General features: G+C 66.7%; 16 protein-coding genes. 6 read left to right on the forward strand and 10 right to left on the reverse strand.

Translation table 11 applies throughout. The features are described from left to right. A partial coding sequence (locus ACAM49_RS03190; protein ID WP_369634014.1) for a VOC family protein occupies positions 1–163 on the forward strand: 163 nt, incomplete at its 5' end. Between the two features lie 44 nt (positions 164–207). Here the strand turns inward: ACAM49_RS03190 and ACAM49_RS03195 are convergent. The 8 genes from ACAM49_RS03195 to ACAM49_RS03230 form a co-directional block, all read right to left on the reverse strand. Next, on the reverse strand, positions 208–645 hold the full coding sequence (locus ACAM49_RS03195) for a GNAT family N-acetyltransferase (protein WP_369633939.1): 438 nt from the start codon (positions 643–645) through the stop codon (positions 208–210). Positions 646–782: 137 nt separating this feature from the next. Beyond that, a complete protein-coding gene (locus tag ACAM49_RS03200; protein WP_369633940.1) occupies positions 783–1,355 on the reverse strand; it encodes a hypothetical protein in 573 nt (190 codons plus the stop codon). After that, complete coding sequence (locus tag ACAM49_RS03205) at positions 1,352–1,858, reverse strand: F0F1 ATP synthase subunit B (RefSeq protein WP_369633941.1); 507 nt, start codon at positions 1,856–1,858, stop codon at positions 1,352–1,354. The genes ACAM49_RS03200 and ACAM49_RS03205 overlap by 4 nt, the downstream gene beginning before the upstream one ends. Before the next feature lie 8 nt (positions 1,859–1,866). After that, on the reverse strand, positions 1,867–2,124 hold the full coding sequence (locus ACAM49_RS03210; protein WP_040810042.1) for a F0F1 ATP synthase subunit C: 258 nt from the start codon (positions 2,122–2,124) through the stop codon (positions 1,867–1,869). Between the two features lie 47 nt (positions 2,125–2,171). Next, complete coding sequence (atpB, locus tag ACAM49_RS03215; protein WP_245568682.1) at positions 2,172–2,846, reverse strand: F0F1 ATP synthase subunit A; 675 nt, start codon at positions 2,844–2,846, stop codon at positions 2,172–2,174. A 110-nt stretch (positions 2,847–2,956) separates the two neighbouring features. Next, complete coding sequence (locus tag ACAM49_RS03220; RefSeq protein ID WP_245568681.1) at positions 2,957–3,268, reverse strand: hypothetical protein; 312 nt, start codon at positions 3,266–3,268, stop codon at positions 2,957–2,959. A gap of 232 nt (positions 3,269–3,500) precedes the next feature. Continuing rightward, a complete protein-coding gene (locus ACAM49_RS03225) occupies positions 3,501–5,114 on the reverse strand; it encodes a cation acetate symporter (RefSeq protein WP_369633942.1) in 1,614 nt (537 codons plus the stop codon). Next, complete coding sequence (locus ACAM49_RS03230; protein WP_369633943.1) at positions 5,111–5,449, reverse strand: DUF485 domain-containing protein; 339 nt, start codon at positions 5,447–5,449, stop codon at positions 5,111–5,113. The genes ACAM49_RS03225 and ACAM49_RS03230 overlap by 4 nt, the downstream gene beginning before the upstream one ends. 212 nt (positions 5,450–5,661) lie before the next feature. Here ACAM49_RS03230 and ACAM49_RS03235 point away from each other — a divergent pair, with 212 nt between their 5' ends. The 3 genes from ACAM49_RS03235 to ACAM49_RS03245 all read left to right on the forward strand — a co-directional run bounded on the left by ACAM49_RS03235 (position 5,662) and on the right by ACAM49_RS03245 (position 9,169). After that, positions 5,662–7,197 (forward strand): methyltransferase, encoded by a 1,536-nt coding sequence (locus tag ACAM49_RS03235; protein ID WP_369633944.1) that lies wholly within the window; start codon positions 5,662–5,664, stop codon positions 7,195–7,197. 396 nt (positions 7,198–7,593) lie between these two features. Continuing rightward, positions 7,594–8,562 (forward strand): sigma-70 family RNA polymerase sigma factor, encoded by a 969-nt coding sequence (locus ACAM49_RS03240; protein ID WP_040810046.1) that lies wholly within the window; start codon positions 7,594–7,596, stop codon positions 8,560–8,562. A 232-nt stretch (positions 8,563–8,794) separates the two neighbouring features. After that, positions 8,795–9,169: a hypothetical protein gene (locus ACAM49_RS03245; RefSeq protein ID WP_369633945.1), complete on the forward strand. Its 375-nt coding sequence runs from the start codon at positions 8,795–8,797 to the stop codon at positions 9,167–9,169. An 8-nt stretch (positions 9,170–9,177) separates the two neighbouring features. Here ACAM49_RS03245 and ACAM49_RS03250 read toward each other — a convergent pair whose 3' ends face one another. Beyond that, positions 9,178–9,996, reverse strand: a complete 819-nt coding sequence (locus tag ACAM49_RS03250; protein WP_369633946.1) for a helix-turn-helix domain-containing protein — start codon at positions 9,994–9,996, stop codon at positions 9,178–9,180. An 86-nt stretch (positions 9,997–10,082) separates the two neighbouring features. Here ACAM49_RS03250 and ACAM49_RS03255 point away from each other — a divergent pair, with 86 nt between their 5' ends. Beyond that, a complete protein-coding gene (locus ACAM49_RS03255) occupies positions 10,083–10,934 on the forward strand; it encodes an NAD(P)H-binding protein (protein WP_369633947.1) in 852 nt (283 codons plus the stop codon). Positions 10,935–10,940: 6 nt separating this feature from the next. Here the strand turns inward: ACAM49_RS03255 and ACAM49_RS03260 are convergent, their stop codons facing one another. Next, positions 10,941–11,513 (reverse strand): TetR/AcrR family transcriptional regulator, encoded by a 573-nt coding sequence (locus ACAM49_RS03260; protein ID WP_369633948.1) that lies wholly within the window; start codon positions 11,511–11,513, stop codon positions 10,941–10,943. A gap of 135 nt (positions 11,514–11,648) precedes the next feature. Between ACAM49_RS03260 and ACAM49_RS03265 the strand changes: the two genes are divergently transcribed. After that, a complete protein-coding gene (locus tag ACAM49_RS03265) occupies positions 11,649–13,100 on the forward strand; it encodes a DHA2 family efflux MFS transporter permease subunit (RefSeq protein WP_369633949.1) in 1,452 nt (483 codons plus the stop codon). The last annotated feature ends 3 nt before the right edge of the window (positions 13,101–13,103 follow it).

Genomic DNA, 13,103 nt, shown 5'->3' on the forward strand with positions numbered 1-13,103 from the left:
CCCCACCACAGCCCACCCCGACCTGGCCTGCACAGACATCGAAGCCACCGCCGCCTGGCACGAAAAACTCGGCGCCTCACGCACCAACCGCGGCAAACACTGGATAGTCATGTCCGACCCAACAGGCCAGCCCTACTGCCTAACCAGCCGCAAACCCGCCTGAGCCCGAAGAATCACCCGAATCGAATCGACGAACGCTAGTCGCGGTCAGTCGGCCGGAGTGAAGCGATAAACCTGAGACTCGCGAGCCCGGAATCCCAAGCGCTCGTACAGGCGATTGGCTGCGACCCTGGACGCCCGGGAGGTCAGATCCAACGTTCGCGCGCCAGCGGCCGCTGCTCGGGTCTTGGCCTCCTCGAGCAACGCCGCCCCAATACCCTGCCCCCGAGCCGAATCGTCGACCACGACGTCCTCAACCCGCGCCCGAAGTCCCGACGGGATCGGAAACATCACCAAACTCAATGTCCCGACGATCTTTCCGTCGCTACGGGCGATCAGCACCGTGGTCGCCCCACCGGAAACCACCCGCGCCAACGCTTCTCGATCCAACTGCTCGGCGGTCTGTGACAGCTGGGGCAGCAGTCTGCCGAAAGCCTCCACAATCTCGTCGTCGATCTCGGTCAGCGCTTCCACAGTGACTGCCATCCCGGCACTGTACCCAGCCGGGGATCTGCGGTGGCGAGAGTGGGTGACAGGGAGGAGCCTTGGCCGGATCGGGTGGGGAATGATCCGGGCCAGGGCTGATCCCGACTGTGGGACAGGGGGTTTGGGCCCCCGGGTGGTTATTTGCGTTCGGTTTGGGGTTGTTTGCGGGCCTCGCCGGAGTTGGCTAGGGCTTCGAGGTCTTCGAGGAATTTGTCGATGCTGTCGGCTCGCTGTTGGGGGGAACCCAGTTGTTCGCGGACCTTTTCCTCGGTTAGGGCCAGCATGGCGGCTGCCAGGTCCGCCTCGAGGTCTCGGATCATTTGCCTGCGGTATTGCAGGATTTGGTCGCGGCCCTGTTTGCGGACTCTTTCTACTTCGGCGGCGGCTGCTTCGCGCATCTGGATGATGATGCGGTCGGCGTCGGCGCGGGCCTCCTCGCGCATGCGGTCGAGTTCGGCCTGGGCCTCGGCTACCGCGTTGTCGTAGGCGGCCTTGGCGGTGGCGAGGCGGTCGGCTGCCGCCTCGGACTCCTCGAGCTGCCGGCGGATCTGGTTCTGGGCGTTGGTCATGATCCGCTTCACCGGTGGCACAACGTATTTCGCGAAGAACCACACGATGACGGCGAATCCGAATAGCTGACTGAAGAAGACGGGCCAGTCGAATCGAATGTCATAGATACCCTCGGCGAGATGGGTACTGGTGAGGATCATTCCGACCCCCGTCCTCTCTGCTGGCCCGCGCTGGTCCGGGCACGATCGTTGCTGCCGAGGACCCGGCCGGCCAGGTCCTGGGCGAGCGGTTCGACGGCTTCGCGTAGTTCGGCGGCCACCTGGTCGGCCTCGGCGCGCAGGTGCGCCGTGGACTCGGCCACGATCTGGTCGGCCTCTTTCTGCGCCTCGCCACGCATTTCCTCGAGAATGGCCCGCCCCTGCGCCCGTGCCTGGTTGCGGATGTCGGCCGCTTCGGTGCGGGCCTTCTCGAGTGCGGATTCGTAGCGTGCCTCGGCTTCGGCGAAGGTTTCGCTGGCTTCCTTGGCGGTGGCCGTCGTGACCTCGACTCGTGCCTCCCGCTCCGCCAGCACTTTTCGTATCGGCGGAACCACGAAGAACCAGATGACCGCGAGCACGATCAGGAAGATCAATAACTCGGCGAAGAAGGTGCCGTTGGGGACCAGGAAGTTCCCCGCGGCCTCCACATCTGTTCTGGGAGACATGATGACGTCTACTTACCGGGAGTAGCGAATACGAACAGGGCCATGAACGCTAGATTGATGAAGTATGCCGCTTCGACCAGACCGACGGTCAGGAAGAAGTTCACGCGCAGTCGGCCTTCGGCCTCGGGCTGCCGGGTCACGCCGTTGATCAACGCGGCGCCGGCCAGACCGTCACCGATTCCCGCGCCGATGGCACCGCCCGCCAGAATGATGCCGCCGCCGATGAGAGCGCCCTGGACGATACTCGCGGTTGCTGGATCTGCCATTTTTTCACTTCCTTTTGCAAAAGGTTAGCCCTGAGTCGCCGAGCGGCTCAGTGGTTTTCACTCTCCAGCGACATCGACTGGCTGAAGTAGAGGATGGTCAGCAGGGCGAAAATGAACGCCTGAATGGCTCCGACGAACAGGTCGAAGATCTTCCAGATGGCATTCGGACCCCAGCTGATCCAGAACGGGAACAAGGTGATCACCGAAACCATGACGCCGCCGGCGAACATGTTGCCGAATAGTCGCAGCGACAGCGACAGCGGTTTGGCGATTTCCTCGACCACATTGATGAAAACCATGGGGCCCCACCCGGTGTGCCCCTTGAGCAATTGCTTCACGTGCCCGCCCGGCCCGCGCCGCCACGCGCCCGCGGCGTGGTAGAGCAGGAATACGAACAGCGCCAGCGAGAGCGTGAAGTTGAAATCGGACGCCGGCGGCGCGATCAATTCCCCCGAACCGTACTGAACGGGCAAGACCGACAACCAGTTCGACAGCAGGATGAAGGTGAACAGCGTGACCGCCAGCGGCAGCACGAACGGCGCGATCCGCATGCCGATCGCCGTCTCCACCTGATTGCGCATCTGGACCGTGACGGCCTCGAAGAACAGCTGAACGCCGTTGGGGACGCCTGAGGTGATCTTGGCGCGCAGGTAGAAGGACAGCCCCAGCACGATCAGCGCGGCGACCCCGGTGGACACGATGGTGTCCACATTGAAGGTCATGCCCCACAGATGCGCCTGGGCGTGCTCACCGACGTGGATCTTGGACTCACCCGAGGACTCCTCGGCGGCCAGCAGAGCCGGAAGATGGGCAAGAGAGGCAACGGGAATGCTCATGATTGCTGTCGAAGCCCTTTCACCTCGGGCAGAACGGTATGCAGTACCAAGATCAATTGAAAGAGGGCCAGCCCGAAGAAGATTCCGACGCCGTAGGGACGGGTCAGGAACGCCACCAGAATCGACAATCCGGTCAGAATCACCAGGCGCGATGCCGAGGACAGCGCCAGCTTTTGTTTGCTGGGAGTTTCCGCATCGGTGATGCGGACAATCGCCATCCAGGTGAGCCGGGCATTAACCCAACCGAGTACCAGTCCGGTGGTTATGAAAACACCCAGCAACAATCGATCGAACGCCCCTGTGACCATCAATGCCAGTATGCCGAAAGCGATTGCGATAGCAGTCGCTCTGCGCATCCGGAGCCTGTTGAGGTCCAATACGACACCGCCTTGCCGTCATCCCACCTCGTAGTGGGGCTGTGCATGATCAATAGCATACACAGCCCAACCTCGTTGCGGGCCAGTATTTTTGATCTTCAAATAGTTGATCTTGTAATTCCGAAACGCCTTTCAGCTAACTTTTCGCCATTTTAATCGGACTTTACTGTTGCACAGCCTTTTCCGCTCCGACGCCGGTCAGTGACCGCACCTGTATCTCGGCGTACTTGGAATCGTCGCGTTCCTTCGACAAGATCGTTCCCAGCCAGCCCAGAGCGAACGAAACCGGGATGGACACCAGCCCGGGGTTCGACAGCGGGAACCAGTGGAAGTCATGGGATTTGATCATGGCGCTGGGTGCCCCGGAGACCGCCGGGGAGAACACGATCAACACGACGGTGACCGCCAGCCCGCCGTAGATGCTCCACAGCGCGCCCGCCGTATTGAAGCGTCGCCAGAACAGCGAGTACAAAATGGTCGGTAGGTTTGCCGAGGCCGCCACCGCGAACGCCAGCGCCACCAGGAACGCCACATTCTGGTTCTTAGCCAGAATGCCGCCCACGATGGCCAGCGCCCCGATCACCACCGCGGTGATCCGCGCGACCCGCACCTCGTGCACCTTGCCCTCACCGCTGCCGCGCTTGATGACATTGGCGTACACGTCGTGCGCGAACGACGCCGACGCGGTGATGGTCAGACCGGCGACCACCGCCAGAATCGTCGCGAACGCCACGGCCGCAACGAATCCCAGCAGCACCGGCCCGCCCAGCTCCAACGCCAGCAGCGGCGCGGCCGCGTTCTCCTTGCCGGGCGCCTTGGCGATCTTCTCCGGCCCGACCAGCGCGCCCGCGCCGTAGCCGAGGATCAGGGTGAACAGGTAGAAGACGCCGATCAGCCCGATCGCCCACACCACCGATCGCCGCGCTTCCTTGGCCGTCGGCACGGTGTAGAACCGCATCAGCACATGCGGCAGCCCGGCCGTGCCCAGCACCAGAGCCAGTGCGAGGGAAAGGAAGTCGATCTTCGTGGTACCGGTCTTGCCGTACTTGAAGCCCGGTTCCAGCAGCTTCGCGCCGGTCTTGCCGCCGTGGTTCACCGCGTCCTGCAGCAGGCTCGACACATTGAAGTCGTAGCGCCCCAGCACCCACACGGTCATGGCCGCGGCCGCGCCGATGAGCAGCACCGCCTTCACGATCTGCACCCAGGTGGTGCCCTTCATACCGCCGACGAGCACGTAGACGATCATGATCGCGCCGACGATGGCGATCACCAGATTCTGTCCGGCGGAAGTGGATACGCCCAGCAGCAGCGAGATCAGCACCCCCGCGCCCGCCATCTGGGCGAGCAGATAGAACAGGCTCACCGCCAGCGTCGAGGTGGCCGCCGCGGCCCGCACCGGCCGCTGCCGCATGCGAAACGCCAGCACGTCACCGAGGGTGAATTTGCCCGTATTGCGGAGCAATTCGGCCACCAGCAGCAGGGCCACCAGCCACGCCACCAGGAATCCGATGGAGTAGAGGAAGCCGTCGTAGCCGTAGAGCGCGATGGCCCCGGCGATGCCGAGGAAGCTGGCCGCCGACAGGTAGTCGCCGGAGATGGCGATCCCGTTCTGCGGCCCGGAGAACGCGCGCCCGGCGGCGTAATAGTCCGCGGCCGTGCGGTTGTCGCGGCTGGCCCACACCACGATGCCGAGGGTGATGGCGACGAAGATGGCGAAGATGGTGATGTTGAGTCCGGGCCGGCTGCCCTCGACTCCGGCTGCGAGCAGAGCGTTCATCGCCGCTCCCCTTCCAGTTCGGCGCGCATCGCCTCGGCCATCGGGTCCAGCTTGCGGTCGGCGTACCAGACATAGAGGCCGGTGATGACGAAGGTCGAAAGGAACTGCCCCAGGCCGAACAGCAGCCCGACGGTGATGTTCCCGGCGACCTTGTGCGACATGAAGCCGTGCGCGTAGTCGGCCAGCAGCACATACAGCGCGTACCAGAGCAGGAACAGGGCGGTCATGGGGAAGACGAAGCGCCGGAAGCGGGTACGCAGGCGCTGGAACTCGGGGCTGTCGTAGGCCTGGGACCAGTCGGGTTCCGGTCCGCCGGTGTGGATTTCAGTTGTCAACTGCGATACCTCCTGGTGATCCGGGTCACACTAGCAACGGAGGGCGGCCCGAGCGGGGCGAATAACCGCAGGTGAGATCGCAAATTCATCGGGAAGTGAGCCGGAATTCCCGGCCTCGGTCCGCAGCAACCAACCGGTTTCCACCCCTGCGGACCGAGCGAACCGGGCCCGCTGCCGAATGCCCACCGGTTGCGGTGGCAGAGTTCCTGCTCATGCCGACGAATCGCTCCGTCGTCCCGCGCTTGACGACCACCTCGTCCCTGCTCGCCGACCTCGCGCCCGACCTACGCGCGGCGCTGACCCGCGTCCGCTACGACGCGGACACCCTCCTGGAAGCGCTGGGCGACGCCGCCCACGCCGCCCTCGGCCGCGGCGAACCCGTCCCGGTCCGCCGGGCCGCCGCCGACCTCGGCGAACTCGGCACCCTGGTGCGCCTACTGCTGCTCGGCGACCCCGTCACCGAACATGAAGCCGCCGCGGCCTTCTCGCCCCTGAGCATCGACCGGGCCGTGGCCGCCGGACTGTTGGAGCGCGACGGCAACGAGATCCGCGCCGCCCTGGACCTGCGCCCCCTCGACCTCGGCCACGGCACCCGCTGGGTGCTGTCCGACCTCGACGACTCCATGCGCCGCCGCAGCCTCGACACCGATCACGTGCTCGGCGTCGGCCAGGCCTCCCTGTCCCTGCTGCGCACCACCCCGACCCATAAGGTCGGCACCGTCCTGGATCTCGGCACCGGCTGCGGTGTCCAGGCCGTCCACGCCGCGGCCTACGGCCGTAAGGTCACCGGCACCGACCTCAACGAGCGCGCCCTCTGGCTGGCCGAGGCCACCGCCGCCCTCAACGACCTGGATATCGAACTGCTGCAGGGCTCCTGGTTCGAGCCGGTCGCGGGCCGCCGCTTCGATCAGGTGGTCGCCAATCCCCCGTTCGTGGTCGGCCCGGCCCGCGTCGAACACACCTACCGCGACTCCGGCCTGCACCTCGACGGCGCCAGCGAACTCGTCATCTCCGGCATTCCGGACATGCTGAATCCGGGCGGCACCGCGGCATTGCTCGCCTCCTGGGTCCATGTCGAGGGCGAGGATTGGCGCTCCCGTGTCGCGAGCTGGCTGCCCGCGGACGGCATCGACGCCTGGATCGTGCAGCGCGACATCGCCGATCCCGCCCTCTATGTCGGAACCTGGCTGCGCGACGCCGGATTGGACCCGCGCGAGGGCGCCGCCCAGGCCCGCGCCGAACGCTGGCTCGACGCCTTCGCCGAATCCGGCGTCGTAGGCATCGGATTCGGCTTCGTCTATATGCGCGCCATCGACGGCCCGACCGAACTGCTGGCCGAGGACCTCACCCACGGCTTCGACGACCCGCTCGGCCCCGAGGCGCTCGCGTACTTCGAGCGCTCGGCCTGGCTGCGCGCCGCGGCCGCCGACCCGGACCTCATCCTCGACTCCCGCTACGAGGTCGATCCGGCCACCGCCCTCGAACGCGTCTACCTCCCCGGCGACGAGGGCTGGGCGCAGGCGGTGGCCCGGCTGCACCGCGGCGACGGCCCGCGCTGGCAGCACGAGGTCGACGACACCATCGCCGCGCTACTGGCCGGCATGCGCCCCGACGGCCTGCCGCTGCGCGAGCTCGTCGATCTGCTGGCCTTCAGCGAGACCGGCGACGCAGCGACCGAGGAATTCGAGACCGCGGCCATGACCGTGGTGGCCGGGCTGGTCCGCCACGGCCTCATCCATCCCCGCTGAGAAGCACCCGGAACAGTGCCCTGAGCGGCGGTGAGGTCCGTCACGATCGCGTGTCGCCCGCATATCGATGCGGAACCCCTAAGGAATGCGGGCGACCTGCGAATCGTTTCAAGCTCTGCTCGGATTTCGACGCGACGCCAAGGCCCATTCACACACGTCGGACACGTATTCGCTTGTCGCGTCAGGAAGTTCGGGTCCGGCGGGTGGCAACCACCCGGACACCGAGGGCCGTCCGCCGGGGGCGCGAGTTCCACAGGATACGCGCTTCTCAGGAACTTCTCAGACGTGCGCCGTAAAAACCGCAGCTCAGGTGCGGTTTACCGGTAGTCCGTCGGGGAACTTTCCTGTTGTCGGGTCCGTTGAACGGAGCGAGACACCACCGACAGGAGGCAAGTCATGACAAGCCCCGCCACCACTGACGTGCGCACCAGCGAACAAGACCTCGACGCCGCCAGCCCCGCCGCCGACCTGGTACGCGTGTACCTGAATGGGATCGGCAAGACGGCGCTGTTGACGGCGGCCGACGAGGTCGAGCTGGCCAAGCGCATCGAGGCGGGCCTCTACGCTCAGCACCTGCTGGAGACGAGCAAGCGTCTGTCCGCCGCGAAGAAGAAGGATCTGGCGATCCTGGTTCGCGAGGGTCAGGCCGCCCGCCAGCACCTGCTGGAAGCGAACCTCCGCCTCGTGGTCTCACTGGCCAAGCGCTACACCGGCCGCGGCATGCCGCTGCTGGACCTGATCCAGGAGGGCAACCTGGGTCTGATCCGCGCCATGGAGAAGTTCGATTACACCAAGGGCTTCAAGTTCTCGACCTACGCCACCTGGTGGATTCGTCAGGCGATCACCCGCGGTATGGCCGATCAGTCCCGCACCATCCGCCTCCCCGTCCACCTGGTCGAGCAGGTGAACAAGCTGGCCCGCATCAAGCGCGAACTGCACCAGCAGCTCGGCCGCGAGGCCACCGACGCGGAACTGGCCAGGGAATCGGGTATTCCGGTGGAGAAAATCGCCGACCTGCTCGACCACAGCCGCGATCCGGTATCCCTCGACATGCCGGTCGGCAATGACGAAGAGGCCCCGCTCGGCGACTTCATCGAGGACTCGGAGGCCACCTCGGCCGAGAGTGCCGTGATCGCCGGACTGCTGCACCGCGACGTCCGCACCGTGCTGGCCACCCTCGACGAGCGGGAGCAGCAGGTCATCCGCCTGCGCTACGGCCTCGACGACGGCCAGCCGCGCACCCTGGATCAGATCGGCAAGCTCTTCGGGCTGTCCCGCGAGCGGGTCCGCCAGATCGAGCGCGAGGTCATGTCCAAGCTCCGCAAGGGCGAGCGCGCCGACCGGTTGCGCGCGTACGCGAGCTAACCCTCCGACGTCGGGCCATCTACGAGGCGCTGGCCCGATTCCGCCGACCGATCCGACTCCCCGTACGTCCCCCTCCGGAGAGCCGAATCGGTCGGCGTTTTTGTGCGCCGACCGGTGACACCGTAGGGATTTGCGCGGTATGCCCGGCTTTCCATGCCGCCCGGCGTGATCGACACGCGGGCGCGAGTGAGGTTGCGGGCCAGCGGCTCTCGGGAGTGGGACTCTGGCGCGTGTGACCGATTCGCTGACGATGATTGCCATGGACACCCTGTCGCAGTTGGTGAACTCCTATGCGAGCGAGGTCGCCGGGGCATCGCTACCGCCCGTGAGCTGGATGTGGGACTGCCGCGCCCGCCTGGACGCCAACGGCGCGGACGCCGAATTCTGCGGCACCGTCCACCCGGATCTGCCTGCCGCCGAATCGAATACCCACCTGATGACCTGGGCCCGCGCCCTCGAACTCACCGACGCCACCGACCACCGCGACGCCTCCGCCGGCCGCCGCGTCTTCACCGGCCAACTCGGCGAATCCCGCATCCGCCTCACCGCCGTCATCGAATCCGTCTATCCCGCAAGCGAAACCCAGCCGCTCATCGCCCTGATCTGAGCGACCAATCAGTTCGTGAAGCGGGTCAGGGACTGGCAGGGGCCCGGCGCGGGGATGTCGCCGCGAAAGTAGGCGGTGGGCGGGACGCCCATCAGGGAGCGGAAGTCGGCCGTCATGTGGGATTGGTCGTAATAGCCGCTCTCCATGGCCAAATCCGACCATGGGGTATTGCCGGCGGCGGCCAGGACCTGACGCAGTCGGACGATGCGGGCGTAATGCTTGGGCGAGACGCCGATTCCGGCGGTGAACAGGTTGCGGAGTTGGCGTTCGCTGATGGCCAGGCTGGTGGCCAGTTCAGTGATCGGGCCGGCAGTGTCCATCGCGGCGACGGCCGAGCCGAGCAGGCGGCGGTGGTCGCGGCGGGTGCGGTCCTCGGAGAGGCGCTGCGGCAGCTCGGATTCCAGGAACGGCAGGATCTCGTCCTGATCCAGTTCGGTGAGCGCCTCCGCGAGATCGGCGGCGGCACCCGGGAGGTCGGCGAGCAGCGCGACCCGGTTGGTGAGGTCGGCTGCGGGCATACCCAGCAGCGGCTGGGACGCGCCGGGGGCCAGGCGGATTCGCGTGCATCCGGCGGGCTTGCTGGGATTGGCGTAGCTGGCACGGGTGCGCGGGCCGACGACCAATGCGTCGCGGCGGCCGGATTCCTCGGTGCGCACCACGATCGTAGTGACCGCCTGCGGAATATGCGTGTAGGCCTGTGCTCCCGGCTGAACGGTCGGGATGTGCGCGATGTCGGTGATCCACGGCCGCAGGGATTCCGGGGTGGTCAGCCGGTGTTCGAGCTCGTCGGCGGTGACGACGGGGGCCGGGAGTTGCGCGATGGTCACCCGATCGACTCTAGGCAGTTTCGCGGTCCGCCGCTGTGCCGGTTTTTCCTAGAGCCCGAGGGTGCGGGCTCGGCAGGCTGATGAGCATGATCGTTATCACCGGTGCCACGGGCACCATCGGAAGTGAAGTTGTCCGGCAGCTGAGCGTGCGCGGCGTGAAAGTGCGCGCGGTGACCCGGAATCCGGAGAGCATCGAGGCCCCCGAGGGCGTCGAGGTGGTGCGCGGCGACTACGCCGACACCGAGTCCATGGCCGCCGCCTTCGCCGGCGCGGAGGCCGCGTTCCTGGTCGGGCTGCTCGGCCCGGACTACATCGAACTGGATCGGGCGCTGGCCACCGCCGCCCGCGAGGCGGGAGTGCAGCGGCTGGTGAAGCTGTCCGCCATCGGCACCGGCGATCCCGCACTGGGCCCGGTCGGCACCTGGCACCTGCCCGGCGAGCAGGCCGTGCGCGAGAGCGGGGTGGCGTGGACCATCCTGCGCCCCAGCAGTTTCGCGTCCAACACGCTGAGCTGGAGCGCCCCGCTCGCGGCCGGGCAGCCGGTGCCGAACATGACCGGCGAGGGACGACAGGGCGTCATCGATCCGCGCGACGTGTCCGCCGTCGCGGTGCAAGCGCTGCTCTCGAATCGGCATGCGGGCCAGATCTACACGCTGACCGGACCCGAGGCGATCACCACGCGCGATCAGGCCGACGCCCTCGCCGCCGCACTCGGCCGCACGATCGAGGTCGCCGACATTCCGCTCGAGCTGGCCCGCGGATTCATGCTCGACTCCGGCATGTCCGAGCAGTTCGCCGACGGCGCGCTGGCCGGGCAGGCGTTCGTCCGCGACGGCGGAAACGCCGTCGTCACAGGCGATGTCGAGGAGGTGCTGGGCCGTGCGCCGCGCACCTACGCCGAGTGGGCGCGCGATCACGCGGAAGCCTTCAAGGGTTGAGCGCCCTCAGGGGTTGACGATCGAGCCCCATCCGTTCTCGATCAGCTCGAAAATCCGGGCGAGGTCGCCCGCCGGATCCTCTCCTCGGCGGGCGACATCGAGCGCACCGAACACGAAGTGCGCCAAGGCCGTCACGGCCACATCATCGGGCTCGCGGCCCAACTCCTCGGCGATGGCCCGGGCCAGCGCGCCCTCGTGCCGCTGCCACATCTTGCGGAAGTAGCTCGACAGCGCGGGGGTCTCCTCGACCAGGCGCATGAAATCGCGCATCTCCTCGGTCTCCGCCGGACGCGGGAACTTCAGGAAGCCGTCGCGCAGACCCTCGAGCACGGTTGTCCCCGGCGCGCGGTCGCGGACCGCGCTGACCACCGCGGTCTCGCGGTCGGCGTCCATATCGAAGACCAGCGATTCCTTCCCGTCCGGGAAGTGCGCGAAGAGGGTGGGCACCGAGACGTCGGCGGCCTCGGCGATCTCCTTGACACTGACCGCGTCGTAGCCGCGTTCCAGCATCAGGCGCAGGGCCGCGTCGGCCAGGGCCTTACGGGTCTGGGCCTTCTTCCGCTCTCGGAGTCCGCTCATGACCGCACCCTACACGGGAGTCCTTAGTCATACAATTTTCTAAGCGGTTGAATTTCTTTATTCGTTATGGTTTTCTGGATCGCGGGGCCGCTCGGTCCCCGAATCAGACTTCGACGAATGAAGGGAGGGACCGCTATGACCTCGATAACCACAGCTCAGGCACCGCGCAACGTGCGGTGGATCCTGCTCGGCGTGATGCTGGCGATGCTGCTCGGCATGCTCGACAACATGATCATCGGCACGGCCATGCCGACGATCGTCGGCGAACTCGGCGGCCTCGACCGGCTGTCCTGGGTGGTCTCCGCGTACACCCTCGCCACGGCCGCATCCACCCCCATCTGGGCCAAACTCGGCGACCTCTTCGGCCGCAAGAACAACTTCCTGGCCTCCATCGCCATCTTCCTGGTCGGCTCCGGACTGTCCGGGGCCGCGCAGAACATGGATCAGCTCATCGGTTTTCGCGTGCTGCAGGGCATCGGCGCGGGCGGGCTGGCCGCGGGGGCGTTCGCCATCATCGGCGAGCTCATCCCGCCGCGCGAACGCGCCAAGTACATGGGCATGACCGCGTCGGTGATGGCGCTGGCCACCATCGGCGGGCCGCTGGTCGGCGGGTTCGTGACCGATCACCTCGGCTGGCGGTGGGCGTTCTATCTGAACCTGCCGCTGGGTTTGATCGCCTTCGTGTGGTGCCAGGCCACGCTGCATCTGACTGCGCGGCGACCCAACGCCAAGATCGACTATCTGGGCGCGGCGCTGCTGACGGTCACCATCTCGGCCATCGTGCTCGTCGCGACCTGGGGTGGGGCGCAATACAGTTGGGGCTCACCGCAGGTGCTCACGGTGATCGCGGTCGCGGTGATCGGCTTGCCCGCGTTCCTGTGGTCGCAGACCCGTGCGGCCGAGCCGATCATTCCGCTGAATCTGTTCGCCAGCCGCAATTTCGCGCTGGTCTCGGTGCTGTCGGTGGTGGCGGGCGCGGCCATGTTCGGGGCGGTCAGCTTCCTGCCGCTGTTCCAGCAGACCGTGCAGGGTGCGTCGGCCTCGAATTCGGGGCTGTTGCTGCTGCCGATGATGGTGCCGATCATCGTGGTCTCGCAGATCGCGGGCCGCGTGATGAGCAAAACCGGGCGGTACAAGGTGTTTCCGATCGCGGGCGGTGCGCTGCTCACCGCGGGCAGCATCGCGCTGGCCACGGTGGGCACCGACACCAGCCGGTTCATGACCGGCGTCTACATGGCGCTGCTGGGCGCGGGCATGGGATTCCTCATGCAGATGACCGTGCTGATCGCGCAGAACAGCGTGGAGATGAACGACATCGGCGCGGCGTCGGGCGTGCAGACGCTGTTCCGGACGCTCGGCGGGTCCTTCGGTGTGGCGCTGTTCGGCGCGTTGTTCAACCGGCAGGTCAACGGGCACGAGCGGCTGGCGGGAATGACCGCCGGGATCGACAGCATCTTCACCTGGTCGGCTGTGCTGTGCGCGATCGGCCTGATCGCGGCGCTGTTCATCGTCGAACTGCCGCTGCGGCAGGGACCGCCCGCCAAGGCTCCGGAGGCACCGGCGAAAGAGCCGGTGCCGCAACCCTGATCG

The organism is Nocardia sp. JMUB6875, assembly GCF_041154655.1.
GTDB lineage: Bacteria > Actinomycetota > Actinomycetes > Mycobacteriales > Mycobacteriaceae > Nocardia.

Bases quoted from the DNA above. Each gene is read 5' to 3' on its own strand.
- ACAM49_RS03195 (WP_369633939.1), bottom strand. From the start codon at position 645: ATGGCAGTCACTGTGGAAGCGCTGACCGAGATCGACGACGAGATTGTG.
- ACAM49_RS03200 (WP_369633940.1), bottom strand. From the start codon at position 1,355: ATGATCCTCACCAGTACCCATCTCGCCGAGGGTATCTATGACATTCGA.
- ACAM49_RS03205 (WP_369633941.1), bottom strand. From the start codon at position 1,858: ATGTCTCCCAGAACAGATGTGGAGGCCGCGGGGAACTTCCTGGTCCCC.
- ACAM49_RS03210 (WP_040810042.1), bottom strand. From the start codon at position 2,124: ATGGCAGATCCAGCAACCGCGAGTATCGTCCAGGGCGCTCTCATCGGC.
- atpB (WP_245568682.1), bottom strand. From the start codon at position 2,846: ATGACCTTCAATGTGGACACCATCGTGTCCACCGGGGTCGCCGCGCTG.
- ACAM49_RS03220 (WP_245568681.1), bottom strand. From the start codon at position 3,268: ATGGTCACAGGGGCGTTCGATCGATTGTTGCTGGGTGTTTTCATAACC.
- ACAM49_RS03225 (WP_369633942.1), bottom strand. From the start codon at position 5,114: ATGAACGCTCTGCTCGCAGCCGGAGTCGAGGGCAGCCGGCCCGGACTC.
- ACAM49_RS03235 (WP_369633944.1), top strand. From the start codon at position 5,662: ATGCCGACGAATCGCTCCGTCGTCCCGCGCTTGACGACCACCTCGTCC.
- ACAM49_RS03240 (WP_040810046.1), top strand. From the start codon at position 7,594: ATGACAAGCCCCGCCACCACTGACGTGCGCACCAGCGAACAAGACCTC.
- ACAM49_RS03255 (WP_369633947.1), top strand. From the start codon at position 10,083: ATGATCGTTATCACCGGTGCCACGGGCACCATCGGAAGTGAAGTTGTC.
- ACAM49_RS03260 (WP_369633948.1), bottom strand. From the start codon at position 11,513: ATGAGCGGACTCCGAGAGCGGAAGAAGGCCCAGACCCGTAAGGCCCTG.
- ACAM49_RS03265 (WP_369633949.1), top strand. From the start codon at position 11,649: ATGACCTCGATAACCACAGCTCAGGCACCGCGCAACGTGCGGTGGATC.